Annotated in this window: 22 protein-coding genes and 1 riboswitch; of the genes, 9 read left to right on the top strand and 13 right to left on the bottom strand. The window is 42.1% G+C overall.

The annotated features are described in order from the left end of the window. Position 1 precedes the first annotated feature (1 nt). The 5 genes from thiS to IRQ78_RS19550 all read right to left on the bottom strand — a co-directional run bounded on the left by thiS (position 2) and on the right by IRQ78_RS19550 (position 4,464). Positions 2 to 199, bottom strand: a complete 198-nt coding sequence (gene thiS, locus IRQ78_RS19570; protein ID WP_054554133.1) for a sulfur carrier protein ThiS — start codon at positions 197 to 199, stop codon at positions 2 to 4. Positions 200 to 207: 8 nt separating this feature from the next. Continuing rightward, positions 208 to 1,212: an FAD-dependent oxidoreductase gene (locus tag IRQ78_RS19565; protein WP_187490725.1), complete on the bottom strand. Its 1,005-nt coding sequence runs from the start codon at positions 1,210 to 1,212 to the stop codon at positions 208 to 210. Positions 1,213 to 1,285: 73 nt separating this feature from the next. Further along, entirely contained in the window at positions 1,286 to 3,238 is a 1,953-nt protein-coding gene (gene thiC, locus IRQ78_RS19560; protein ID WP_206769770.1) for a phosphomethylpyrimidine synthase ThiC, read from the bottom strand. 145 nt (positions 3,239 to 3,383) lie between these two features. Continuing rightward, positions 3,384 to 3,485: riboswitch (TPP riboswitch) on the bottom strand. Between the two features lie 63 nt (positions 3,486 to 3,548). Continuing rightward, complete coding sequence (locus IRQ78_RS19555) at positions 3,549 to 3,950, bottom strand: META domain-containing protein (RefSeq protein WP_054554130.1); 402 nt, start codon at positions 3,948 to 3,950, stop codon at positions 3,549 to 3,551. Positions 3,951 to 4,074: 124 nt separating this feature from the next. After that, the gene (locus IRQ78_RS19550) at positions 4,075 to 4,464 is read right to left on the bottom strand and encodes an acyl-CoA thioesterase (RefSeq protein ID WP_054554129.1); all 390 of its coding nucleotides are present in this window, start codon (positions 4,462 to 4,464) and stop codon (positions 4,075 to 4,077) included. A 123-nt stretch (positions 4,465 to 4,587) separates the two neighbouring features. Between IRQ78_RS19550 and IRQ78_RS19545 the strand changes: the two genes are divergently transcribed. After that, entirely contained in the window at positions 4,588 to 6,687 is a 2,100-nt protein-coding gene (locus IRQ78_RS19545) for a TonB-dependent receptor (RefSeq protein ID WP_194442948.1), read from the top strand. 75 nt (positions 6,688 to 6,762) lie between these two features. Here IRQ78_RS19545 and epmA read toward each other — a convergent pair whose 3' ends face one another. Both epmA and efp read right to left on the bottom strand, forming a co-directional pair. Continuing rightward, positions 6,763 to 7,737 (bottom strand): elongation factor P--(R)-beta-lysine ligase, encoded by a 975-nt coding sequence (gene epmA / locus IRQ78_RS19540; RefSeq protein ID WP_194442947.1) that lies wholly within the window; start codon positions 7,735 to 7,737, stop codon positions 6,763 to 6,765. A 225-nt stretch (positions 7,738 to 7,962) separates the two neighbouring features. Further along, positions 7,963 to 8,529, bottom strand: coding sequence for an elongation factor P (efp, locus tag IRQ78_RS19535; protein ID WP_054554126.1), 567 nt, complete (start codon positions 8,527 to 8,529; stop codon positions 7,963 to 7,965). A 41-nt stretch (positions 8,530 to 8,570) separates the two neighbouring features. Here efp and epmB point away from each other — a divergent pair, with 41 nt between their 5' ends. After that, positions 8,571 to 9,584, top strand: coding sequence for an EF-P beta-lysylation protein EpmB (epmB, locus tag IRQ78_RS19530; protein ID WP_188728096.1), 1,014 nt, complete (start codon positions 8,571 to 8,573; stop codon positions 9,582 to 9,584). Between the two features lie 268 nt (positions 9,585 to 9,852). On the opposite strand, the gene IRQ78_RS19525 is transcribed toward epmB, so the two are convergent. Then, positions 9,853 to 10,065: a hypothetical protein gene (locus IRQ78_RS19525; RefSeq protein ID WP_054554124.1), complete on the bottom strand. Its 213-nt coding sequence runs from the start codon at positions 10,063 to 10,065 to the stop codon at positions 9,853 to 9,855. A gap of 72 nt (positions 10,066 to 10,137) precedes the next feature. Between IRQ78_RS19525 and IRQ78_RS19520 the strand changes: the two genes are divergently transcribed. The 3 genes from IRQ78_RS19520 (at position 10,138) to IRQ78_RS19510 (ending at position 12,607) form a co-directional block, all read left to right on the top strand. Then, the gene (locus IRQ78_RS19520) at positions 10,138 to 10,428 is read left to right on the top strand and encodes a hypothetical protein (RefSeq protein ID WP_054554123.1); all 291 of its coding nucleotides are present in this window, start codon (positions 10,138 to 10,140) and stop codon (positions 10,426 to 10,428) included. A gap of 177 nt (positions 10,429 to 10,605) precedes the next feature. Next, a complete protein-coding gene (locus tag IRQ78_RS19515; RefSeq protein ID WP_194442946.1) occupies positions 10,606 to 11,493 on the top strand; it encodes an NTP transferase domain-containing protein in 888 nt (295 codons plus the stop codon). 37 nt (positions 11,494 to 11,530) lie between these two features. Beyond that, a complete protein-coding gene (locus IRQ78_RS19510) occupies positions 11,531 to 12,607 on the top strand; it encodes a phosphotransferase enzyme family protein (protein ID WP_054554121.1) in 1,077 nt (358 codons plus the stop codon). Positions 12,608 to 12,749: 142 nt separating this feature from the next. On the opposite strand, the gene polA is transcribed toward IRQ78_RS19510, so the two are convergent. Then, positions 12,750 to 15,485 carry a DNA polymerase I gene (gene polA, locus IRQ78_RS19505; RefSeq protein ID WP_166339620.1) on the bottom strand — a complete coding sequence of 912 codons (2,736 nt, stop codon included), beginning with the start codon at positions 15,483 to 15,485 and terminating at the stop codon, positions 12,750 to 12,752. Positions 15,486 to 15,996: 511 nt separating this feature from the next. Between polA and elbB the strand changes: the two genes are divergently transcribed. The 3 genes from elbB (at position 15,997) to IRQ78_RS19490 (ending at position 19,987) form a co-directional block, all read left to right on the top strand. Then, the gene (gene elbB, locus IRQ78_RS19500) at positions 15,997 to 16,647 is read left to right on the top strand and encodes an isoprenoid biosynthesis glyoxalase ElbB (protein WP_054554119.1); all 651 of its coding nucleotides are present in this window, start codon (positions 15,997 to 15,999) and stop codon (positions 16,645 to 16,647) included. 184 nt (positions 16,648 to 16,831) lie between these two features. Beyond that, on the top strand, positions 16,832 to 17,224 hold the full coding sequence (locus tag IRQ78_RS19495) for a c-type cytochrome (protein WP_054554118.1): 393 nt from the start codon (positions 16,832 to 16,834) through the stop codon (positions 17,222 to 17,224). 183 nt (positions 17,225 to 17,407) lie between these two features. After that, positions 17,408 to 19,987, top strand: a complete 2,580-nt coding sequence (locus IRQ78_RS19490) for a bifunctional diguanylate cyclase/phosphodiesterase (protein WP_054554117.1) — start codon at positions 17,408 to 17,410, stop codon at positions 19,985 to 19,987. Here the strand turns inward: IRQ78_RS19490 and rep are convergent. Beyond that, positions 19,977 to 21,989, bottom strand: coding sequence for a DNA helicase Rep (gene rep / locus IRQ78_RS19485; RefSeq protein ID WP_054554116.1), 2,013 nt, complete (start codon positions 21,987 to 21,989; stop codon positions 19,977 to 19,979). The genes IRQ78_RS19490 and rep overlap by 11 nt on opposite strands. 111 nt (positions 21,990 to 22,100) lie before the next feature. On the opposite strand from rep, the gene ubiK reads away from it, so the two are divergent. Beyond that, positions 22,101 to 22,364, top strand: a complete 264-nt coding sequence (gene ubiK, locus IRQ78_RS19480; protein WP_054561163.1) for a ubiquinone biosynthesis accessory factor UbiK — start codon at positions 22,101 to 22,103, stop codon at positions 22,362 to 22,364. 50 nt (positions 22,365 to 22,414) lie between these two features. Here ubiK and can read toward each other — a convergent pair whose 3' ends face one another. The 3 genes from can to IRQ78_RS19465 are packed head-to-tail and all read right to left on the bottom strand — an operon-like array spanning position 22,415 to position 25,320. Beyond that, on the bottom strand, positions 22,415 to 23,077 hold the full coding sequence (can, locus tag IRQ78_RS19475) for a carbonate dehydratase (protein WP_054554114.1): 663 nt from the start codon (positions 23,075 to 23,077) through the stop codon (positions 22,415 to 22,417). 18 nt (positions 23,078 to 23,095) lie between these two features. After that, on the bottom strand, positions 23,096 to 24,274 hold the full coding sequence (locus IRQ78_RS19470) for a methyltransferase (protein ID WP_194442945.1): 1,179 nt from the start codon (positions 24,272 to 24,274) through the stop codon (positions 23,096 to 23,098). Positions 24,275 to 24,324: 50 nt separating this feature from the next. Further along, complete coding sequence (locus tag IRQ78_RS19465; RefSeq protein WP_228482690.1) at positions 24,325 to 25,320, bottom strand: ABC transporter substrate-binding protein; 996 nt, start codon at positions 25,318 to 25,320, stop codon at positions 24,325 to 24,327. Position 25,321 lies beyond the last annotated feature (1 nt).

Raw genomic sequence — 25,321 nt, 5'->3', positions numbered from 1 at the left:
CTTAGCCTCCTTGAATTGGCGACAATAGCTCAATGCTGTCGCCTTCATTGAGGGGTTTAGCATCGCATTGGCTGCGCGGTACAAAGTCACCATTAACGGCAACGGCAAATGGAGGTCTTGCGCCAAACTGGCTCAACGCCTGAGTGAGCGATGTATTGTCGTTCACTGTAACTGACTGACCATTAATTAAAATATTCATTTTTATCCTTAAGCAATTAAGCTCACTGCATCATCGACCACCTGAGGCGCAAGTAAATAGCCATGACGGTACAAGCCATTAATTTTGATCACTCGACCTTGTTTTGTGACTTTCGGACGGTTGTCTGCAAACGCTGGACGAAGCCCTGATTGCAAGCTCTCGATACGCCCTTCAGCAAAGCCACTATGCACCGTATAAGCAGCAGACAATAACTCCAGTGCCGAGCGCACGGTCACTTTACCTGTGTCTTGCGATTCAATTTCAGTCGCACCAATCACAAATTGATGATTTGGCTTAGGAGCAATATAAATTGGGTAACGCGGATGCATCAGCCGTATTGGTCTGGTTAGGTTCACCTCTGGTGCATATAAACGCGCCACCTCCCCTCTTACTCCGCGAAGTAAGGGTTCAGCCTGTTTAGCACCTAAGCCGCGGCAATCAAATACATAATCAAAGCTTTGGCCATTCACTTTATGGGCGTTCAATTCAACTTTACAGCCAAAGTTAAATTGCACTCCTTGCGAGGTAAGCTTTTTAAAACTAGCGCTATAAAATGCCTGATTATCGAGTTGCCCTTCACAAGGTAAATACACACCTTGATGGAAACGCCCAGCTAGTTCTGGTTCAAGATCAGCGATTTGAGTGCCAACCAATGCCTGTGCCTGATAGCTTTCAAGCGGTTTTAAGCGCCTCACAAAACTTTGTAAATCGCCCTTATCTTGCTGATGAGCAACCACTAAACTGCCTGTTTGTTGAAAATACACAGCGTCATCGAGCTCACTTAAAATTTGCTGCCAACGAGTGATGCTATTAAGCCCTTGTAGGGCTAAATCCTGTTCACACAAGACTGATTCAGCAAGGGGGGCTAACATTGCTGCAGCAACGCTGCCAGCACTGTTGCTAGCATGTTCATCATCTTGCTCAAACACACTTAACTGGTGCTCTTTAGCAAGTGCTAATGCAGTTAAACGGCCAGTTAAACCAAAACCCAGTATCGCTATCTTTAATGACATAAACTTTCTAGGCGCTAGGCTCTAGGCCCTAGGTAAATACCCAGAGCCCATCGCTGATGCCTAGCTCCATCAATTAAACGGCTTTGTGGTAAATCTCAGAGCCTGTTTTTTTGAACTCGTCTGATTTCGCTTTCATTTCGGCTTCAACATCGACCATTTTGATTTCGATAGTATCGCCTACGTTATTTGGATCAATGCCTCTAGCTTCAAGATCTTTGGCGTAATCACGTACTTCTTGAGTGATCTTCATCGAGCAGAACTTAGGGCCACACATAGAGCAGAAGTGTGCAATCTTGCCTGATTCTTGTGGCAGTGTTTCATCGTGATATTCGCGGGCGCGTTCTGGGTCTAAACCTAGGTTAAATTGGTCGTGCCAACGGAACTCAAAGCGTGCTTTTGATAATGCGTTGTCACGCTCTTGCGCACCCGGGTGGCCTTTTGCCAAATCGGCAGCATGAGCAGCAATTTTGTAAGTGATTAAACCTTCTTTAACGTCTTCTTTGTTTGGTAAGCCTAAATGCTCTTTAGGGGTTACATAACAAAGCATAGCGCAGCCGTACCAAGCAATTTGCGCAGCGCCAATACCTGATGTGAAATGATCGTACCCGGGTGCAATATCCGTGGTTAATGGACCAAGAGTATAAAACGGTGCTTCTTCACAGTGTTTTAGCTGCTCTTCCATGTTCTCTTTGATCATATGCATTGGCACATGGCCTGGGCCTTCGATGAACACTTGCACATCATGTTTCCAAGCAAGTTTTGTCAGCTCACCTAAAGTACGTAATTCGCTGAACTGGGCTTCGTCATTAGCATCAGCAATAGAGCCCGGGCGCAAGCCATCACCTAATGAAAAACACACATCATACTGTTTTAAAATTTCACAGATTTCTTCAAAGTGCGTGTATAAGAAGTTTTCTTTATGGTGCGCTAAACACCATTTCGCCATGATTGAGCCACCACGCGAAACAATACCGGTAACACGCTTTGCCGTCATTGGCACGTAACGCAGCAATACCCCAGCATGAATAGTAAAGTAATCAACCCCTTGTTCTGCTTGTTCAATCAAGGTATCGCGGAAAATCTCCCACGTTAGGTCTTCAGCCACGCCGTTTACTTTTTCAAGCGCTTGGTAAATTGGTACGGTACCAATTGGCACTGGCGAGTTACGTACCACCCACTCACGGGTTTCGTGAATATAACGACCCGTTGATAAGTCCATTACCGTGTCGGCGCCCCAACGAGTCGACCACACCATTTTTTCTACTTCTTCTTCGATTGATGAAGTCACCGACGAATTACCAATATTCGCGTTCACCTTAACTAAGAAATTTCGGCCGATGATCATCGGCTCAGTTTCCGGGTGGTTGATGTTGTTAGGAAGTACAGCGCGACCACGGGCAATTTCATCACGCACAAATTCAGGGGTAATAAAATCAGGAATACTAGCGCCAAACGATTCGCCTTTGTGCTGGGCTGCAAGTAACTCTTCACGAATTTTAGCGCGTCCCATGTTTTCACGAATTGCCACATATTCCATTTCAGGCGTCACAATACCTTGTCGCGCATAATGCATTTGCGTTACGTTTTTGCCTGCTTTTGCACGGCGGATCTTTGGTAGATGTTCAAAGCGGATATGGTCTAACCCTTCATCTGCCATTCGCTGTTGAGAAAACTGCGAAGTCACTGAGTCTAAAATTTCAGTGTCGCCGCGGCTTTCAATCCACTTTTCACGGTATTTCTCAAGGCCCTTGCGCACATCAAGTTTAAAATCTGGGTCAGTGTATGGGCCCGAGGTATCGTAAACACGAATTGGTGCGTTAGATTCAAATACAGGGTTCTCTTCAGTGCCACCGATAAAGGTATCGCTTAGGGTGATTTCACGCATCCCTACTCGTACATTGTCTTGTGTACCTTCTACATAAACTTTATGAGAATTAGGAAAGGGTTGACCCGTTAAGTTATAAATATAATCTGATGCTGCCGCACGAACTTCGCGGCGAGATGGTTTAGTTGTTGTGTTTGACATGACTTACCTCATTGCTTTAAGGGTTGTCTTGTCAGATATTGCAAATGCAATAGAGAGTGGCAAACGCCATTGGATCGTTAATAAGCTAAATGCTTACTAGTGCAGCCTGCGCCGCTTATGCCCCATAAATTTGGCGCACAAGCGCCCAGTGAGGCAGCTTGTTCCCTACGCAGGTGTTAGCCTGATCAGGTTCACGGATCCCGCTTTCGCGATCTCAGCCTTGTTAAAGGCACTCCGACAAGTATAAATTCGTTTCTTTAAAACGCCCTGAGTGTACGCCAGTTAAAAAATTGCTGCAAGCTAAGCCACTTTAGTTTTTTGCAATGAAGGTAAAGTGATGCTCGCCTTGCAGAGTTAGTTTCTCACCTGTTAGCGTAATTGCCGCACCTTCTTTTAGCGCTGACAATAATTGCTGCTCAAGCTCATTAACTTGCTCGCCACATGATTTACGAGTCATACCTAACTTATTTACCGTTAGCGTATCTTCGCTGAGCGCACCTTCACCAAAAAATTTATTACAGCCAGCAAAGCCGTTAACCTGCATCGCTTCGATAAAGCGTATAGAGGCTTTTTGAGATACAGGAATAGCTAAACCATTCACTTTTGATAATTGCCACTGTGTATATTTTAATTGCTCACTAGTGACTGTCCCTGTCGATGAGCAGCCCATGCAAAATAATACAAAAAGAAGAGGCAAGGCTACTAACTTCATATTTTTTAACTATTCAAATTTCAATGTAGTAATAATAACAACATTTAACGCAATTGATCGTTAAAAAAACATGTTTTATCTGTAAAAAATTGTTCTAAGTTAGCTTATCAAAGAACAAAGCAGACTATTTGAATAAGTTATCGACTTCTTCTGGTAAAAAAGGACGACCTTTTTCATTTACCGACGTGCCAATCACCAAAGCTTGCAGCATCACTTTGTCATCATGTTTACGATACACCGTTTGCCTAAAAGCAAACTTTAAACGGCTGATACGCTCAGGTTCAACTGCAACGTAAAATTCATCACCCGGCATAAGTGATGCCTTGTAATCCATTTCGCTACGCAGTACGACAAGGTTTACTTTTTCTCTTGCGAGCTTTGCAAAATCGATACCTTGGGCATGTAAAAACTCATGGCGTGCATGTTCTAAATAATTAAAATAAACACTGTTGTTTACAATTCCTTGTAAATCACACTCATAATCACGCACTTTAAAGTCTACTTTAAAGGTCATAGTCGTATTCCTAATCAATTTACGTATAATTGCCTGCGTTTATATCATAAAAATTGATTTTATAGCCATTTGGCTAGCTAGGTTGCTAGAATAGCAGTCCCGAAAATGGAGTTAAGAATCCGCATGAAACGACGTTTATCATTATTATCTGCTGCCATCCTGCCTTTATTCGCAGCATCTTCGATTGCTTACGCTGAAGACGGTGAGCTTGAAAAAATTGAAGTTACCGGTGATTTCAAAAGAGAAAGCATTCAAACCCTTAGTGCCAGCGCAAGCTTGTTTTCAGACCATGAAATCAATCAACGCGGTGCAAAGTTTTTAGATGAGATGCTTGCTAGTGCAGCGAATGTAAACTTTACCTCAGGGGCATCTCGTGGTCGTTTCGTGCAAATTCGTGGTGTTGGTTTACGCTCACAGTTTGTTGACCCTATTAATCCTTCGGTTGGCTTAGTGATCGACGGTATTAACTACTCTGGTTTAGGCGGCAGTTCACTGTTATTTGATATCGACCAAGTTGAAATTTATCGCGGCCCACAAGGGACTCGCTTTGGTGCTGATGCCTTAGCTGGCATGATTCAAATGGAATCTGCAACCCCCACTCTTGATCCAAGTGTGAAAATACAATTAGGTGCTGGCAACTACAACAGCTATGAAGCAGGTATAGCCGCAGGTACGGGTATTACTGACGACACAGCAGTACGCGCCAGCATTTATCAACGTGAATCGGATGGCTATGTTGAAAACCGTTATTTAGGTGAAGATACACAGCAACAAGATGAGCTTGTTTCTCGCTTTAAGTTACACAGCCAATTGACCGAGCATTTACGTACTGAACTGAATGTACATTACATCGATATAAATAACGGCTATGACGCCTTCACACTAGATAACAGCCGTTACAGTGTTGCTGATGAGCCAGGCCAAGACAACCAAGAAAGCATTGCGGTTGGCCTAGCAAACATATACACCGGCTTTGACTTTTTTGATGTTAGCTTAAACCTATCTGGTATCGACAGCGAGCTGTTATACAGCTATGACGAAGACTGGGTGTGTAATGATGAAGCCCAACCTGAGTTATGTGCTGCTGGCTTGCATGATTGGGGTTATAGCTCAACAGATGCTTACTTTCGCGATCGCCAAGATCAAGCGGCTGAGCTGCAATTTAGTGGTAAATCTGGCGAGTGGGTCGCAGGCATTTACTATCAAGGCCGCGAAGTTGACTTAGAACGTCAATACACTTGGCTGGCACAGCCATTTGCATCTAATTATGAAACCAGCAATATTGCTGCATATGGTCAATTAGCAACACCTATCGGCCCAAAAACAACCTTAATTACGGGTTTGCGTGTTGAGCAGTATCAGGGCGACTACACCGACAACAACGGTTTTATTGAAGAAACCGATGATGTCATGGTGGGCGGTAAGCTTGCACTTGAATACCAAGTGATTGATCGCACCATGATCTACACTAGCATTACTCGTGGCTATAAAGCTGGCGGTATTAACTCTGAAGCTTTAGCAAAAGCAAAAGACGAAGGCTTAAACCTAGATGCTGATTTCTTTGCTAATCACACATCATTTGCCCCTGAATATCTATGGAGCGGTGAGTTTGGTGTTAAAGGCAGCTCTTTGGACGATAAGTTTATGTTACGTCTTGCCGCTTTCTACATGTACCGCGAAGATATGCAGTTAAAATCATGGCAAGTTGAAGGTCAAAAATTCACAGGCTATATCGATAACGCAAGCTCTGGTGAAAACTACGGTTTAGAAATTGAAGGCAGCTTCCAAGCTACTGACAATTTACTACTAACGGGTAGTGCAGGTTATCTACATACTGAAATCAATGACTTTGTTGCGCAATCAGGCCTAGATCAAGATGGTCGAGATCAAGCACAAGCTCCTAAATACCAATATGCATTCACTGCGCGTTATAACTTTACGCCAGCACTATATGCATCAATTGGAGTAGAAGGCAAAGACGATTACTACTTCTCTGATAGCCATAACTCAAAAGCACCTAGCAGCAACTTAGTGAATGCTTCATTTGGTTATGAAAGTGATAATTGGAGCATTAATGCGTGGGCACGTAACTTATTTGATGAAGACGTACCAACCCGTGGTTTTGAGTTTGGTAACGACCCATTAGATGGTTACACCACTCATACATACACACAACTTGGCGAACCTATGGTTGCCGGTGTGACATTTATTTACGAGCTATAAGCAATTAGGTGCTAGGTTTTTTACCTAGCACCCAAACACCTAGAGCCTAGAGCCTAGAGCCTAGAGCCAAATAAGTTAAGCCCTTTCAACATCAAAGGCGAGTACGTCTTTAATCTTTTGTTTATTCGTTGCCAGCATAATGAGTCGATCTATACCCAGTGCGACACCCGCACATTGTGGTAAGCCATGCTCTAGTGCAGCTATTAAGCGTTCATCCATTGGCACTTGCTTTAATCCATTTGCTTCACGATATTGATTATCTTCACTAAAACGAGCTGCTTGCTCTTTGCCATTGGTCAGCTCATTAAAGCCGTTTGCCAGTTCCATATTTTTAAAATATAACTCAAAGCGTCCAGCTACTCGCTCATCGTGCTGACAAATTTGGGCAAGCGCTGCTTGCGAAGCTGGAAAATGATAAACGAAACAAGGCTTTTCTTGGCCAATCGTTGGTTCAACCTTCATACAAAATAATAGCTGCAACAAGGTATCGCGATGCGTTTCATTCGCGGCAATATCGGCAAAGCCCTGCGCTGTTGCTAGTTGCTGCAATGTGCTAATATCAGCAGTTAAAGGGTCTACACCTAAGGCGTTCATAAAGGCTTGCTGATAAGTGAGTCGCTCTGCGCTTTCTACGCCGAGCACTAATTGCATAAGCTCATCCATTTCATCCATAAGCGCAAACTCATCGAAGCCTGGGCGGTACCACTCAAGCATTGTAAATTCAGGATTATGATGACTACCCGCCTCTTCATTACGAAAGGCTTTGCACAGCTGGAAAATAGCCCCAGAGCCCGCCGCAAGTAAACGCTTCATGGCAAACTCAGGTGACGTTTGCAAATAAAGTGGTAAGCCACCAGCATGGCCAGGGCCAACAAACTCGGTACTAAAAGTCACTAAATGCACATCGGTTATACTGGCAGCACTAAGGCTTGGCGTTTCAACCTCCATAACATCACGTGCATAAAAGAACTCGCGAATACGGCGAATGATGACGGCACGCTCTCGTAAAGTTTCAATATCGGCGCTTGGTTGCCAAAGGACATTAGACATAGTGTTTCCCAAAAAAAATCCCAGCAGAAGCTGGGATTTTATAAAAATTTCATACCAACTCGCTTAATTAAGTGGTCTATTTTGAGGCAATAAAACCTCGTTGATAGCAAGGCAAAAATTTCGTTATTTAGTTGTTCTAAATCAGAAGTTTTTAACGCAGCTAGCTACAGGTTTAATCCCTCAAAATGATTAAGTATTATTGCGAATTGGTATTATAAAAGCCTATTACTTAACACGACTCACGTATTCACCGCTACGAGTATCAACCTTGATCACTTCGCCGATTTGTACGAATAGAGGAACACGAACAACAGCACCTGTGCTTAATGTTGCTGGTTTACCGCCAGTACCCGCTGTATCACCTTTTAGACCTGGATCTGTTTCAGTGATTTCTAATTCAACGAAGTTTGGTGGAGTCACGGCGATTGGGCTACCGTTCCAAAGCGTGATAGTACAAACGTCATTTTCAACTAACCATTTTGCATTGTCGCCAAGCGCTTTTTCGTCAGCAGCGATTTGCTCAAATGTTTCGTTGTTCATGAAGTGCCAGAACTCACCGTCAGTGTATAGATACGCTAAATCTGTATCCATTACGTCTGCACCTTCAACTGATTCACCTGACTTGAATGTTTTTTCTAGTACTTTACCTGTGATAAGTTTACGAATACGAACACGGTTAAACGCCTGGCCTTTACCTGGTTTTACCATTTCATTTTCTAAGATGCTGCAAGGTTCGCCGTCTAACATAATTTTTAGGCCGCCCTTGAACTCATTGGTGCTATAATTCGCCATCGTTTCCTCTGTCTAAATAATTTCGAGTAATCTACGTGTCAATGATACAAAGAAATGAAGTAAATTTGCATAAAAACTGGCAAAAAGAATTGGCAAATGTTGTCACTTGTCCTGAACGCTTGCTAGAAATGCTAGGATTATCAAGCAAAGTAGACGAAAAAGACCTCAAAGCACGCAGTCTTTTTCCTGTCCGCGTGCCGCTGCCATTTATCAAAAAAATGCGTTATGGCGACATAAACGACCCTCTTTTGCTGCAAGTGATGCCAAGACACCAAGAGTTTTTAGCAAAAACCGGTTACGATAAAGACCCTTTAAAAGAGCAAGATAACAACCAACCTGGTTTGTTACATAAGTATCGCTCTCGGGTTTTAGTGATGTTTAAAACCGGTTGTGCGGTAAATTGCCGCTACTGTTTTAGACGCCACTTTCCGTATCAAGAAAACCAATTAAACAAACGCAGTTTAATTGACGCACTGGCTTATATTAAAGCTGACAGCAACATCAACGAAGTCATTTTAAGCGGTGGTGATCCATTGATGGCCAAAGACGATGCCGTTAGTTGGTTTATGGATGAGTTAGAGCAGCTTCCGCAAATTAAACGCCTACGTATACACAGCCGCTTACCTGTGGTGATCCCAGCAAGAATTACCGATGAGCTATGTGCACGCTTTGCCGCGTCACCGTTAAAAGTGGTGTTTATAAACCATATCAATCACGCTAACGAAATTGATGATGACTTTAAAGCCGCTATGCAAAAATTAAAGGCTGCGGGGGTGACGTTATTAAATCAAGCGGTGTTACTAAAAGATGTGAACGATTCTGTCGAGTCACAAGTTGCACTTAGTGAAGCGCTATTCGAAGCAGACATTTTACCTTACTACTTACATCTACTTGATAAAGTTGAAGGTGCCAGCCACTTTGATATAGCTGAGAGTCAGGCACGGGAAATCGTGACGGCTATGCTGGCAGCATTGCCGGGGTTCTTGGTTCCTAAGTTGGTGCGCGAGATCGGCGGCGAAAAAAGTAAAACGCCTATCGATCTAAGGGCGTGTTGACCTTTGTTGATTGAAATTCGTTCACTCTAGGGGCGATTTAATCGCGGCGCGAGATTTGTAACCTAGTGGGCTAAGTAAAAATCGAGTAACAAAGAGTTAATCGCCCCTAGGAAGAACCCGAAGGGCAGCGCGTGTTTGGCATTAATGCTGCGTTATCGCCTATTTATGTGGAACAACCACACTACATAGGCTCTGCCTTGCCTAAATACCAAACACACTGCTGCAAAATCAATCATAAAGGGTCAACACGCCCTATCTAATTTAACAACTAAACGTATACGTTTACGTTGTTACCTAATGTCGCAGTTACCGACTTAGCAGGTGTTTGTGCAGCACTGGTATTCATTGCTGCGCCTTCGATAAGTGCAAGTGCCGCAGCACCATCAGCCTTTTGCTGTTTTTTAGCAAGCGATGCGCTGTAAACTTCTGCGCTTTCGCCACCGCCACTCATCGCTGGTAAGCTTGATCCTGATATATTCATAGTTCATTACCTGACTTTTTATGACAATCCACGTACTATATCGGCATTGCAGTCTAAAGCTTTAGGAAAAAAATGGATTCAATTATTGAACAACTCAATGCTAACCTAAAAATCGTTTATCGTCAGGCACTTGATGCTGATAAAAAATTAGATGATTTACAGCAGCAAGGCCATGGCAAATTCAAAGCCTTATTTGCAAAAGATGCTGGCTTTGATTTTGAAGCGAAACGCTTTAAACCTTACGTTCTCGATGTTGCGGCTGATGTAGAAAGCTTAAGCAACGACGGTATGGACGAAGAGAAGCTGAAAAAAACCGTTATTAAACTGCAACAGTTATTACAGTTGCTAGCAACCTTCAAATAAGCACTTAATCACTACAACGTGCTGATGATTTTTGAGGAGCACTGAGCTCTACTTTGTGCCCTCTTAAATCTCTCTTAACATGGTGCTTTTTAACACTTACAATCCTTATTAACAGCCGTTGCTCGAATATCAAAGGTTCTGGTACACTTTTCCTTTGTTCATCTTATTACTCGCGCAATGACTCATCATTCTCTAACCTTAATCGTATTAGCTGGCGGACTCGGTAGTCGCTTTGGTGGAAACAAACAAATTGCTGATATTCCAGGTCTTAACAGCACTATTATGGAACTAAGTATTCGAGATGCTGTTCAAGTAGGTGTAACTCAAGCTGTTATCATCATAAATGCTAATATTCGAGCCGAATTTGAAGCAAGAATTTTACCCCGTTTGCCTAAATCACTTGAAGTTATCTTAGTTAATCAAGAAATCACTGCAATTCCAGAAAAGTATCTTTCTTTAGCTAAAGAGCGGCAAAAGCCTTGGGGAACAGGCCACGCTCTTTTATGTGCAAAACCCTATGTAAAGAACCCTGCAATTGTAATTACAGCCGATGATTATTATGGGGCCTCTTCGTTTAAAATTATCGCCGAACATTTTAAGCGTAGTAATGATTGGGCTATGGTTGGTTACCCTGTAGTTGATACTTTATCGACTCAAGGAGGGGTCAATCGCGGAGTGTGTAGCATCGATGAGCAACAACATTTAATCGATGTTGTTGAATATCTTGATATCAAGCTAGAGCAAGATATTTTGTTAGGTAATAACTCTCTAGGTGAGCGTCAGAGTATTGCTCAGGAAGCTCTTGGTTCAATGAGTTTTTGGGGGATTACAGATGATTTATTCATGGTTCTAGAAAAGGGCTTTGTACAGTTTTTAGAAAATACTGACAACGGTGTCACGAAAGAGTATTATTTACCAAATCAGATACAACTTGCGATTAAAGATTACAATCAAACTGTCGCCGTTTATACCGCACAAGAGCCATGGTACGGCGTAACCTACAAAGCTGAATTGGATGCAATAGCAAGTACATTACGTCAGTTACGCCTCGGGCTTAATGAATAAATCTACACCTCTTCTTACAAAAAGTAATGGAAAATTAATGAAGTCGAATCCTGTTGCAACTTATCTTTCTGAGCATTTTGGCTTAAGTTCAGATCACGTGACACTGAAACCTATTGGCAACGGCCATATAAACACAACGATGCTTCTTAAGTCACAAGATAATGCTGTCGTTGTGCAAAAACTAAATACTGATGTATTTCCTAACCCTGAGCAGCTTGTAGAGAATGCAAGGCTTATCGAAAAGCACCTAAACGACAAACATGTGAAAGGTGAATATAGTCTCGAGATTATTCGTCATGTACCGACAATAAAAAATGATTTTTTGGTGGAATGTGACCAAGGCGTGTGGCGTGCACTCGAATTTATTGGCGGCAGTTACAGTGAGGATGTTGTAGCAAACATCTCTCAAGCACAAACTGCGGCCAATGCATTTGGTCAATTTGCGCTTGCTTTACAAGACTTTCAGGCTGAGCAACTACATCATGTTATCCCAGATTTTCATAATTTAGCAATGCGTTTTGATGCTTTCAGAAAAGCAATCGAAAATGACCCTGTAAATCGTATCGAGCTTTGCCAACCAGATATCGAGTTCTGTTTAAATCAGCAATCGCTAATTGATGAACTACAGAAACTGGAAGGTAAGATCCCATTAAGACCCTGTCATAATGATACAAAAATCAATAACATGCTTTTTTGTAAAGATTCTGATGATGCAAAAGCAGTTATCGATTTAGATACCTGTATGCCTGGCTATTGGTTATTTGATTTTGGTGACATGGTGCGCACTTTCTGTTCACCTGAGCAAGAGGACTCAACTAACCTGAAAAATGTAACAGTTCGCGAAGAAATTTTTGCAGCTATTGTTAAGGGCTATGTAGAACCATTAAAAAATGTAATCACTGATGCAGAAAAAGAGAGCTTTTGGCTTGGCACAAAAGTAATGACATTTATGATTGGCTTGCGCTTTCTTACTGATTTTATTGATGGTGACAATTACTTTGCGACTAAACATGCTCACCATAATCTCGAACGAGCCCGAAACCAGTTCGCACTGTATCGCGATATTCTTGAAAAAGAGAATACCCTAAAAGCTATTTTAGAAATAAATAAGTAACGAGCTTACAATTAAAGTTTGGGGTTAAACTTTTGGAGCAATTTCACGTCAAGCTATGGGGATGATAGGAGCTACCGACCACTCCTTAACTAATCAGACCGAGCCACTCGAATTGTTATATCGGTGGCTCTTAGTTTAGATATTAGTGAGCTTGTTGCCAGTTGTCACCGCTGTCGGCTTCAACAATCAGAGGCACATCAAGAGTAGCGGCTTCTGACATTAACTTACAAATTTCAGCTTTATAGTCGTCCACAGATTCTTCTTTAATTTCGAACACTAATTCATCGTGCACTTGCATGAGCAGCTTAACTGAACCTGCAGCTTGTGCGTTCACCCATTGATGAACTTTTAGCATCGCTTTTTTGATGATATCTGCAGCAGTCCCTTGCATTGGTGCGTTGATCGCAGCACGCTCAGCGGCTTTACGACGAGCACCGTTACGGGCATTGATTTCAGGTAAATGTAAGCGGCGGCCAAAAATCGTTTCTACATACCCTTTATCAGCTGCTTTTTCACGGGTTGTTTCCATGTACTCAAGTACGCCAGGGAAACGCTCGAAGTATTTATCAATATAATGCTGTGCTTCATGACGTGGTACATCTAATTGACGTGATAAACCAAACGCCGACATGCCATAAATTAAACCGAAGTTAACCGCTTTAGCTTTACGGCGCATATCGCTGGTAACCTCTTCAAGGCTAACCCCGAAGACTTCTGCCGCTGTTGCACTGTGAACATCTAAACCATTCGCAAAGGCAGTTAATAGGCCTTTATCTTGAGATAAATGCGCCATGATACGTAATTCAATTTGGCTGTAATCGGCAGCCACAATTTTATGGCCAGGTGCAGCAATAAAGGCTTCACGAATTCGACGGCCTTCTTCTGAACGAATTGGAATATTCTGTAAGTTAGGATCAGTTGAACTTAAACGACCTGTTGCTGTTACAGCTTGATGGTAAGAGGTATGCACTCGCTTAGTGCGCTCATCAACCATTAGCGGAAGTTTATCTGTGTAGGTTGATTTAAGTTTAGATAAACCACGGTGCTCAATAATCACTTTTGGTAACGGATAATCATGAGCAAGTTCTTGTAACACCTCTTCTGCTGTCGAAGGTGCACCCTTAGGTGTTTTCTTGATAACAGGCAGCTCAAGTTTTTCAAACAAAATAGCTTGCAGTTGCTTAGGTGAGCCTAAGTTAAATTTTTCACCTGCAATATCATAAGCTTCTTGCTCAAGCTCTAACAGGCGTTCACCTAAACGTTGGCTATGAGCTGCTAGCATGTTGCTATCAATTGCAACACCAGTACGCTCAATATCAGAAAGCACTGTGACAAGTGGTAACTCAATCTCTTCGAATACCGATTTTAATTGGCTATCAGCATCAATTTTTGGCCATAATACTTGATGAAGACGTAGCGTTATATCAGCATCTTCAGCAGCATAAGGCGCCGCTTTTTCTAGCTCAATTTGGTTAAACGTTAACTGCTTTTTACCTTTACCGGCAATATCTTCAAAGCTGATATTTTTGTGACCAAGGTATTTCAGTGCCAACGAGTCCATATCATGGCGGCTGCCTACACTATTAAATACATACGACTCCAGCATGGTGTCGTATTTAATGCCTTTTAATTCAAAGCCTGCGTTAGCTAACACGCTTTTATCGTACTTAAGGTTTTGCCCCACTTTCGCTTTGTTTTCGTCAGCTAAGATTGGGCCAATTTTTGCCATTACGGTTTCTAAGCTTAATTGCTCAGGCGCATCTGGGTAATCGTGACCAACCGGAAGGTAAGCCGCTTCACCGGCTTTAACCGCAAAGCTCATACCAACCAATTGCGCTTGCATATAATCAAGGCTGGTTGTTTCAGTATCAAAAGCAAACAATTCGGCGTCATTTAACTGCGCCACTAAGGTATCAAGTTGCTCTTCAGTTAAGATTGTTTCGTAGTGTGCATCAGCAACTTTTGGTAGTTCGTTAGCTTCAGTTGGCACATCTAAATGCGTGTCAGCGTCTTTAGGGTTATCAAGTAGCTCAGCTAACCAACGGCGGAACTCACACTCACCATAAAGTGCAATCAATTCGTCACGATTAGGCTCTTGCAGCTTAAAGCTTTCAAGATCTGACTCAACCTCAACATCACACTTAATTGTTGCTAACTCATAGCTAAGTGGCAAATGATCAAGTGCTGTAGCAAGCTTTTCACCAATCTTGCCTTTTATTTCACCTGCATGATCAATGACACCTTGTAATGATCCATATTTTTGCAGCCACTTCACCGCTGTTTTTGGACCACAGCCATCAACACCTGGGATGTTATCGACTTTGTCACCCATTAGGGCAAGGTAATCAATGATCAATTCAGGACCAACGCCAAACTTCTCAACCACGGTTTCTGGATCTGAAATGCTATCTGTCATGGTATTGATCAGCGTAACATGCTCATTAACAAGCTGCGCCATATCTTTATCGCCAGTCGAGATCAGCACATGACGCTGCTGCTCTGAGGCTATTCGCGCAAACGTACCGATAACATCGTCAGCTTCAACACCTTCAATACTAATCAGCGGAAAACCCATTGCTTTAATAATGTTATGCAGTGGTGCGATCTGTGTGCGTAAGTCATCCGGCATTGGCGGACGGTTCGCTTTATATTCGCTGTACATATCATTTCTGAAGGTTTTACCCTTGGCATCAAATACCACCACCATGTGCGATGGATCATATTGCTTGATCAAACTCTTAAGCATATTAACTACGCCATAGATTGCGCCTGTCGCTTCACCTTTTGAGTTAGTAAGGTGCGGTGGCGAATGGTATGCACGGAATAAATAAGAAGAACCATCTACAAGAATAAGTGGATTTTCAGGGATCTGAGCCATGGTGAAATTGGATCCTAATTGAATAACATTAAATTGTTTGTAAGCATGCCATAAGGTCATGAAGAAAACGACTGTGAATTATTAACCAATAAAGCTTTATGACAGAGCAAGTTGTGGATAACTTTGTAGATAACAGACACAGTTAATTCTCCCAAAATGAAAAAACATTTAGGAAAATTAGATAAGCTTATGTTTTTATTTAAAAAAGATATTACGGCGTTCTTTTTTTATTATTTTTGTCCGATGTGGAAAACGGTTTTAGTAGCGATAACCTTTTGCTTATTCGATACCGAATTAACATCCCTTTTCATAACCGGAGGAGTATTCTAGCATAATGGATCAAAGATCATAGCGATCCTTTATACTTTTTTTTTCGTTAGTAATTTATAAAAAGGCATAAACAGCTATTCATCATGCTTTGCGAGTTATCAAGCGACGAAAATTTTTTATTTTGTCGCCATGCTCGTATCCTTGTTAAACTTAAGCTAGTCGCATTAAGGAGAGTTCAAAAATGAAAAAAGTTGCTGTAATTTTAGCTGGTTGCGGTGTTTACGACGGCGCAGAAATCAATGAAGCTGTGTTAACCTTATTACATATCGCTAAAGCAGGCGCGAGCTATGAATGCTTCGCACCCGATATCGAACAAATGCACACCGTTAATCACCTAACAGGTGAAGAAATGACACCTAATCGTAATGTGCTAGTTGAAGCTGCACGTATTGCCCGCGGTGAAATTAAAGCGCTCACTGAGCTAAATGTAGATGAGTTCGATGCCTTGATCGTACCAGGTGGCTTTGGGGCCGCGAAAAACCTATCTGACTTTGCAGTAAAAGGTGCAGATGCCCAAGTTCAAGGTGATGTACTGACAACAGCGAAGGCTTTTGTCGATGCCAACAAAGCAGCAGGTTATATATGTATTGCGCCTGCCATGCTGCCGCTTATTTATGGTAAAGGTGTAAAAACAACCATTGGGAGCGATGCAGAGACCGCCGCAGCTATAGAACAACTTGGTGGAGCACACCAAAGCTGTGCTGTGAACGATATCGTTGTTGATCAACAACATAAAGTGGTCACTACCCCAGCCTATATGTTGGCCCAAAGTATTTTAGATGCAGATGCGGGTATCGAAAAATTAGTTAACAAAGTATTAGAGCTTGCTTAAGCATCAAGCTAAGAGCCAGTATTTTATGCTGGCTTTTCTTGCGCTAACGCAAAAAAATGACGGTTTTTCTCAAGAAAAAGCCTTTTAGATCATTTTATAAATTGTGGCTTAGCGTTATAATCGTTCTAATTTCCGTCATATATATCGTGATTGATCACGTTCAAATCGAAGTGAGCAAGGCAAAATGAAAAAACTATCAGCTGCATTATTACTGCTAGCAACAACGGCATATGCACAAGCGTATGACAACTCTTTGACTGAAGATGCTATCAAAAAGCGTCTAGCGCCAATTGGTTCTGTCTATCTAGAAGGTGATAAAGCTGCAGTCGCTGCTGAACCTACAGGCCCTCGTTCTGGTGAACAAGTTTACCAAGCAGCATGCTTTGCTTGTCACGGCACTGGTGCACTAGGCGCACCTAAATCAGCTGATGATTGGGCTCCTCGTATTGCTAAAGGCATGGACACTTTACTTGACCATGCAATCAATGGTTTCAACGCGATGCCTCCTAAAGGTACGTGTATGGACTGTTCTGATGAAGAGATCAGCGCTGCTATCGATTTCATGACTAGCAAGTAACAGTTTCAAATCTAATACTAAGGGCTTATTTTTATAAGCCCTTTTTTTATGCCTTTATCAGGGCGCGAGGCTAGCTCTGTAGCCAAATATGACCATAATAAATTACTATTTTGTTAACAGCTGTTACTTGACGATCTAATAAAAAAGTGGAACTATTAAGGACGATATTTAAACAATAATAAAATGAGTTCTAAATCATTGGAAGATTCAGCAACACACTTTGATAAGCTTGCACGTAAAAATGTTCGCTTAAAATCGCTTTTACAAAAGTATAAGCAATCACATCACTTGCAACATGCTCTTTTACAATTATCAGAGCAAGCGAGTACTGTTGCCGAATTAACCTTGCTTTACCCTGCTATCCACAACATCCTGCAAGACTATATTCCAAGTAAAAACTTCTTCGTGGTTTTGCATAACCCTGTTTACGATAACCTTGAGTTATCTTATTTTGCCGACGAAAAAGATGGCCTCTCTGTGCCATTGAAGTATGAACAGTACTTTAAAGAAGGCCTGACAGGTTACGTATTTAAGCAAGGTAAAACCAGCTACTTTACCAAACAACAAACAGAGCTAGCGGTTGAACAAGGCTTACTCAAATGCTTTGGCACACCTGCCGAGCATTGGGTTGGAGTTCCTGTATACCGCGATAAGTCAATAATTGGAGTGATGGTCGCGCAAAGCTATGAAAAAGACCTGAGTTATTCTGAGCAACAAATTGAGTTGCTAGAAGTAATGTCACTTTATTTGGCAACGGCCATCGAACGAGTTAAGAAACGTGAACTGCTCGAATCAGAAGTTAAAATTCGTACTCGTGCACTGACACAAAGTAATCAAGCTCTCAATGAAGAAATACAGCAACGTAAAAAAGCGTTAGAGCGTCAACAGATCCTTTTTAAAATATCAGAGCTGGCAACCTTAAGTGAAAATCTTGACGACGTTTATAAACATGTTCACGAAATTATTAAAACCATTACCTATGCAGACAATCTATATATTGCCCTTTATGATGAGCAAACTCACTGGTTAAGTTTTCCGTACTGTGTCGATGAATACAATGACACAGGCAGGCCGAGACCTTTTGCAAAAGGTTTTAGTGAACTTGTTTTAAGCTCCGAAGAATGCCAAGTCATCGATATTGATAAAGCAAATAATCTTATTAAGTTAGGCGTTGTTGAAAGGCCCGTAGACGTCCCGGCTGAACGAACAGCAACTAGCTGGTTAGGTGCACCACTTAAAACATCGCAAGGTGTCATTGGTCTAATAGTTTGCCAAGCGTATAATAATAAACACGAATTCACGCAAGATGACTGTGAGTTAATTACCTTTGTATCGCATCAAATAGCCAACGTCATTCAAACCCATTTAGCAAATCAAGAGTTAAAGCTAAATCATCAAAAGCTGGAAAACAGAGTTGCAGAGAAAACGAAAGAGTTACGCCAAGCAAACCTTCACTTACAGATGCAAATTGAAGAGCGTAAAAAAATAGAACAACAGCTGTACCACGATGCACATCATGACTCATTAACCAGTTTACCTAATCGCAGTTTATTCCTAACACAGTTAGAAAAAACATTGCAGCATTATCAGCGCTATCCAGAGCAGCAGTTTGCAGTGTTATTTATTGACCTTGATAAATTTAAAGACATCAACGATCACCTTGGTCACCAAGCAGGCGATCAATTTTTAATTGGTGTTGCTGAATCTTTCTCGCATTGTATCCGTGAGCATGATTTACTTGCACGTTTAGGTGGTGATGAGTTTGTGGTATTGCTCACTCACTTAACTGAGCAACAGCAAGCTCAAGATGTTGCCAAACGTATCATCGAAATAATGAGAAAACCTTTCTGTATGAAGGGTCAATGCATTCAAAGTGGTGCCAGTATTGGTATTACTTACTCAAAACCAAGCTACAAGCACACCGATGAAATTATACGTGATGCCGACGCCGCCATGTATTACGCTAAAAATGCAGGCCGTAATCGCTTTGAATGTTTCCATCCGCTGCTTAATGCCAGTAATGTGCAACATGATGCTGACAATATGCATCACTTAGATGACTTGCCTATGCACTTTAGAAGTGCCGAAATCATTACCTTGGATGAGCAAACTCGCGCAGAGTCTTTACTCGAAGCATTTGGTGAACACCCAGTACTTGGCAGCACCAGCTTTGAAGTACTTAAGAAGTTTGCGACCGATAGAGTACAGCACTTTGAGGTTGAACTTAACTTACTAAAACAAGCATTCAGCTTAGTAAGTGACAGTAAGAAAGAAAAAGTATTGTTCCCTTGCTCTGGCTTAGTCCTTGAACGTATTAATTTTCAAGCACTATGTAAGCTATTAAAAGCCCACGATGCGAATAGAATGTGTCTGTTATTCAACGAACAAGAAATTCGTTACGCATCAGCGGTACAAATTGAAAATTTAAAAAACTTGGTCGCACAAGGATTTTCGATTGGGTTGAATGAATTTGCTAAAGATCGCTGTGAGTTAAACTTACTGACTGAGTTTCAATTCGATTACTTGTTATTAAGTTCAACATTTAGCAAGCGCGTATTACAGCAAGAAAACTATCACTTACAACTGCAAGGTGTACTGGCGATTACTAAGCTGCAAAATATCAAAGTAATCGCGAAAGGACCGTCGATTTTTAACTACCGCACGTTACTCGATAAGCACGGGTTGTCGTTGTTTATTGGTAAACAGCATGCGCTGGCGCCCTTCGAATACGAAACACCAAGCGCACAAATAATTACTTCTTAAGCATCGCTCTTAGATTAGCTACACGGGCTTGGCCTTTTTCCATACGCTCAGCCTGTGAAGACGGTGGCTTTTTCGCTTCAAAGGCTAAGTCATCTTGTGGTAACTCCTGCACAAAGCGACTGAGCTCAGTATCTGACGTTTCACCAAATTGACGACGTAACTTAGCATAAGTCATTACCAACTCTTGTTGAGCACGGGTTATACCTACATAAGCAAGACGGCGCTCTTCTTCAACGTTATCTTCATCGATACTTACTTGGTGTGGTAGTAACCCCTCTTCCATGCCAACCATGAACACATACGGATACTCCAAACCTTTTGAAGCATGCAGTGTCAGTAATTGTACCGCATCAGATTCGTCTTCCTCTTCGTTGCGTTCAAGCATGTCACGTAAAGTCAGTTTACTAACCACCTCAGCAAGGTTCAGCGGCGGGTTGTCTGCATCCCCTGTTAGCATGTCGGTGATCCAACGATAAAGCTCTGAAACGTTCTTCATGCGCATTTCAGCAGCTTTTGCACTTGGTGATGACTCATAAAGGTATGCTTCGTAGTTAATTTGTCTAACTAACTCTTTCACAGCCTCAAGGGTATCGCCGCGTACCGCATTATCAGAAAGCTCAACCACCCAGCGAGCAAAGCCAGCTAAGGCATTAAAACCACGGCCTTTTAATCGGTGAGCAAGTTCAGGTTCAAAACAGGCTGCAAATAAGCTGATATGCTTTTCATTAGCAAGGGTGCCAAGTTTTTCGAGTGTGACCGTACCAATCTCACGGCGTGGCGTATTTACAATACGTAAAAAGGCATTGTCATCATCTTGGTTCACCAATAAGCGTAAATACGCCATGATATCTTTAATTTCTGAACGCGAGAAAAACGACATGCCGCCACTGATCTTATAGGGAATGCGGTTGCTCATAAGTGCTTTTTCAAACACGCGCGCTTGATGGTTACCACGGTATAAAATCGCGTAATCTTTGTAGCTGGTGCGTTTCATGAATTTATGAGAAATGATCTCTGCCACCACTCGCTCTGATTCATGCTCTTCATCACGACAACCAATCACTTTGATTGGCTCACCATAACCAAGTTCACTGAATAGCTTTTTATCAAACTCATGAGGGTTATTGGCGATCAAAATATTCGCCGCTTTTAGAATTCGCCCTGCGCTTCGGTAGTTTTGTTCAAGCTTAATTAAACGTAAGCCCGGAAAATCTTTACTCAATAGTACAAGGTTTTGAGGCTTAGCACCGCGCCATGAGTAAATTGATTGGTCATCATCGCCTACCACTGTAAAACGAGCTCGTTCACCCACCAATAACTTAACCAACTGATACTGACTGGTGTTGGTATCTTGATACTCATCCACCAGTAGGTAACGAAAACGCTGCTGCCAACGCTCACGCGCAGTAGCATTTTGGCCTAACAATAAAGTAGGGATCATGATCAGATCATCAAAATCAAGGGCATTATAAGCACGTAGTTGATTTTGATAACGCGCATACAGCTGAGCAAATAAGGCTTTTTGTGGCTCACGGGCTTCGCGAACAGCACGCTCTGGCAGAATCAATTCGTTCTTCCAGTTACCTATTTGCATTTTTAGTAGGTTGAGTAAGTCTTTGTCTTTTTTTAGTTCTTCTTCGGTCAGCTCGGCTAGTAACTGGTTGGTATCTTGATCATCAAACAACGAAAAACCGGGTTTAAACCCTAGCGTCGTTAACTCTTTTTTGATGATCTCAAGCCCAAGGGTATGAAACGTTGAAACCCATAAGCCTTTCGACTCTTGTTTACCCAGTGTTTGCGTTACACGCTCGCGCATTTCTTTTGCCGCTTTATTGGTAAAAGTTACCGCCGCAATATTGCGCGCTTGATACTCACACTTTTGCACCAAGTAAGCGATTTTATTAGTAATAACACGCGTTTTACCAGAGCCCGCACCGGCTAATACCAGACACGGTCCACTGATATACTTTACCGCTTCATCTTGTTTTGGGTTGAGTTTCATAAGCCCCTAAAGAAATTATCCAAAGACAGGACGGGCAATTTTACCGTAATCACTACACTACGCCTAGCCAATAAGGTAAGATTGTTTTTTTACGTGACTCAAGGGACGAAGATGATCAACCCAGCAAAACTTGAAGAAATCGCTAAGCAAATTACTGACAACATGCCGCAAGGCGTGAAAAACCTTGCCGAAACAGTTGAAGGCAAAACAAAGCAAGCTATTCAAAACAAACTTGCTGAGATGGACTTTGTAAGCCGTGATGAGTTTGATATTCAAAGCCAAGTACTTATTCGTACTCGTGAAAAACTCACTGAGCTTGAAGAGAAAGTTGCATTACTCGAGCAGCAACTTGCTAGCAAACAAGACGAACAATAAAAAAGGAGAGCGAATTAGCTCTCCTTTTTTCTACCTAACTAGTTTAGGTTTTAGCTTTTTTCTGCCACGCGTTCGAATACACGCTTAACGGCGATACCGTAGGTATCACTAGCTTCTTCAGCACAGGTCACAACCGACTCAAGATCATTAAGGTGACCATTCGCTAAGCCATACACCCAACCATGAATTGTTAAATCTTGGCCTTTCGCCCAAGCATCTTGCACAATGTTAGTACGGCACACGTTACGTACTTGTTCGATAACGTTTAGTTCAATTAAGCTATTTAAACGCTCTTGCTCAGGTAATGCATTGAGTTGTTCGATGTGTTTTTCTTTTACATCACCTACATGGCGTAGCCAGTTATCAATTAAGCCAAAACGCGCTTCGTTTAATACTGCTTGAACACCACCACAGCCATAGTGACCAACGACCATGATGTGCTTCACTTTCAGCACTTCAACAGCGTATTGCATTACCGAAAGACAGTTATGGTCAGTATGCACAACGACATTTGCTACGTTACGGTGAACAAATAGCTCACCCGGTAATAAGTCTACAATTTCGTTTGCAGGTACACGCGAGTCAGAACAACCGATCCACAAATACTCTGGATTTTGCTGCATTGATAGAATTTTAAAAAACTCAGGATCATTTTCACTCGTACGCGCTGCCCAACGTCTATTATTTTCGAATAAATTTTTTAACTTTCTCATTGCGCCTCTTTACGGTTTTTAATAATTAGCTTGGATCAAGATATTCCTTGGTGTCAGCTGCTTTTCGCAAAACGTACTAACTGTTACTTGATACCCTTGTTGTTGCAAATATAAAGCACGATCGAGCACGAGCCAAACTTCAATTGCCCTTCTGAACACATGTCGGACGAGTTCAACTCGCTCGGTGACCCTTTTGCGCTTTTTACCTATCTCTAAAAACTTAGTGTAATCAATGCCTTCAGGTAAATGTAATGATTTTTTCTCAGCAGCCCATAAACAAAATGAGTTAAAAGAATCAGAGAAGATTGCTTTGTTCACTGACGGTACACTCACATAGTGCATTTCACCGGTCAGTGATTTACGTAACGCATCAAATCCAAGACGCCATTCAACCTCTGTTTTTCTGACCTTATCAACTCGGCTCGGTGCTGTTACTGTTTCTTGTAGTGCCAATTTTAAATCACGATGAGTAAGCGCAAGTTGGCTTTTTTTTGCGGGCTCGCTCATTGCTTGATAAGCGTTATCAGTGAATAAATGATAACAGCACGGTGAAAAACTAATTTGCTGGGTTTTCGCTTTACTTGCTTGCTGCATAAATGTTTGATGCAAACGACCACAGGCATGCAATGCAACTGCATGCTGCTGGCTTTCAAAAAAGCCATCTGTGTCATCGGTTAATACATCAGCCTGTGAAAACTGCATCGCCAATTGCTGTTGCTTAGCACTGTGTTGACCTTGATCGCACAAGTGTTGTTGTAGCTCAATGCTATGGACACGTGGTGCCCCATTAAATGCCAACATACGACCTAAATGCCCTTTACCAGCACACCATTCTAAAACAGGCTGGTTTAATGACTGCTGACTAATGGCCGCGACAAAGTCTTGTAGTTGTTCAAACTTACGGCCCTTAATGCCATTACTTATCCAAAATGGAAATTCATTACGGGCAGCACTTATAGCAGGCAAATTACACAACTCAGTCAACTGGTCGATACCCTCTATTGCCTCAGTAAAATAACGATATAAAGCTTGCTGATCGGCATCAAGTTCACTCACTTGTTGGTCATCAAGCGCCCATAATAAGTTGGCTAATTCAGGCCAAGGAAGATCATCAAAATCAAATGCGGTACATTGCCAGTATTGGCGGGTTGAAAATAGCAGTGCATCTAAAGCTGCAAAGTGCTCGGCAAGTGTCATAACTACTTAGCGACAAGAAATAAAGAGCAGTATAACAGCTTTTATCTTATTTAACGTCGGTTACTGCTGATCAAGCGACTGTACAATGGCACACACGCAATACTTAAAATGATGGCGAGGATCAACATCCACGACAGCTCAATAGCTTCAGCTTGCTGCTGATCATACATAAAGCCATCAAAAGCCTGATCAAAATCAGCTTGCTCGATGCCATATAGATCTGCAATTAAACGCCATTTTGCCATCGACATATTGCCTAACTTAATCCCTGGAGGTTGAATATAGCTTGCCAAAACATGTGCTTCATAAGCCAGCTCCTGTACGCTTTTATGTTTAGCATAGTGCTGCTTGGTCACATCGATGCTTTCTTCTAAGTGCAATAAAGCATATCGCCACCCTTTTAGGCTCGCGCGGTAAAAACGCTCTACAACCTCAGGCTTCTTCGCTAAAAACTGCTCAGAGGTATATAAAATATCACCATACACATTCAAGCCGAACTTTTGCGGGCAAATGAGTCGATAGCCAACCCCTCTAAGAGTCATGCTGTAAGGCTCATTGGTCACATAAACTTGCACCGCATCTAAATCACCGGCAAGCCACTCTTTAACGCCGCCTTCATGGCTAGCTGCCATCAAGCTTTCTTGGCTCAATCCAGCACGCTGTAACATGACCAAGAGTTCTGCATTTTCTAGTGAGCTAACTTTGCTGAGTTTCTTTCCAACAAAGTCTCTGGGCTGAAAAATATCTGAGTTATTCTTTACCATCCAGCAGTAAGGCGAAAACTGCAGAATGGCTCCAAGGGCAACAACCGATGCGCCTTGCTGGCGTTTTTGTAATATGCCTGAGTGAGTAATGGCAAAGTCGGCTTGGCCGTTTAACACTTTAGGAAAGGTATCAGGATCATTTGGGTCGGCAGGTATAATAGCAACATTAAGGCCCGCTTCCTTGTAAAAGCCTTTTTCTGCAGCCATATAATAACCTGCAAATTGAAACTGGTGAGTCCATTTTAATTGTAAGCTAACGTTATCAACGCTCTGTGCGCTCATA

Origin of the sequence: Pseudoalteromonas simplex (assembly GCF_015278155.1) — a bacterium.
Classification (GTDB): Bacteria; Pseudomonadota; Gammaproteobacteria; order Enterobacterales; family Alteromonadaceae; genus Pseudoalteromonas; species Pseudoalteromonas simplex.
Note: the sequence above shows the minus strand (reverse complement) of the source record. Positions and strands in the feature narration are given on the sequence as shown.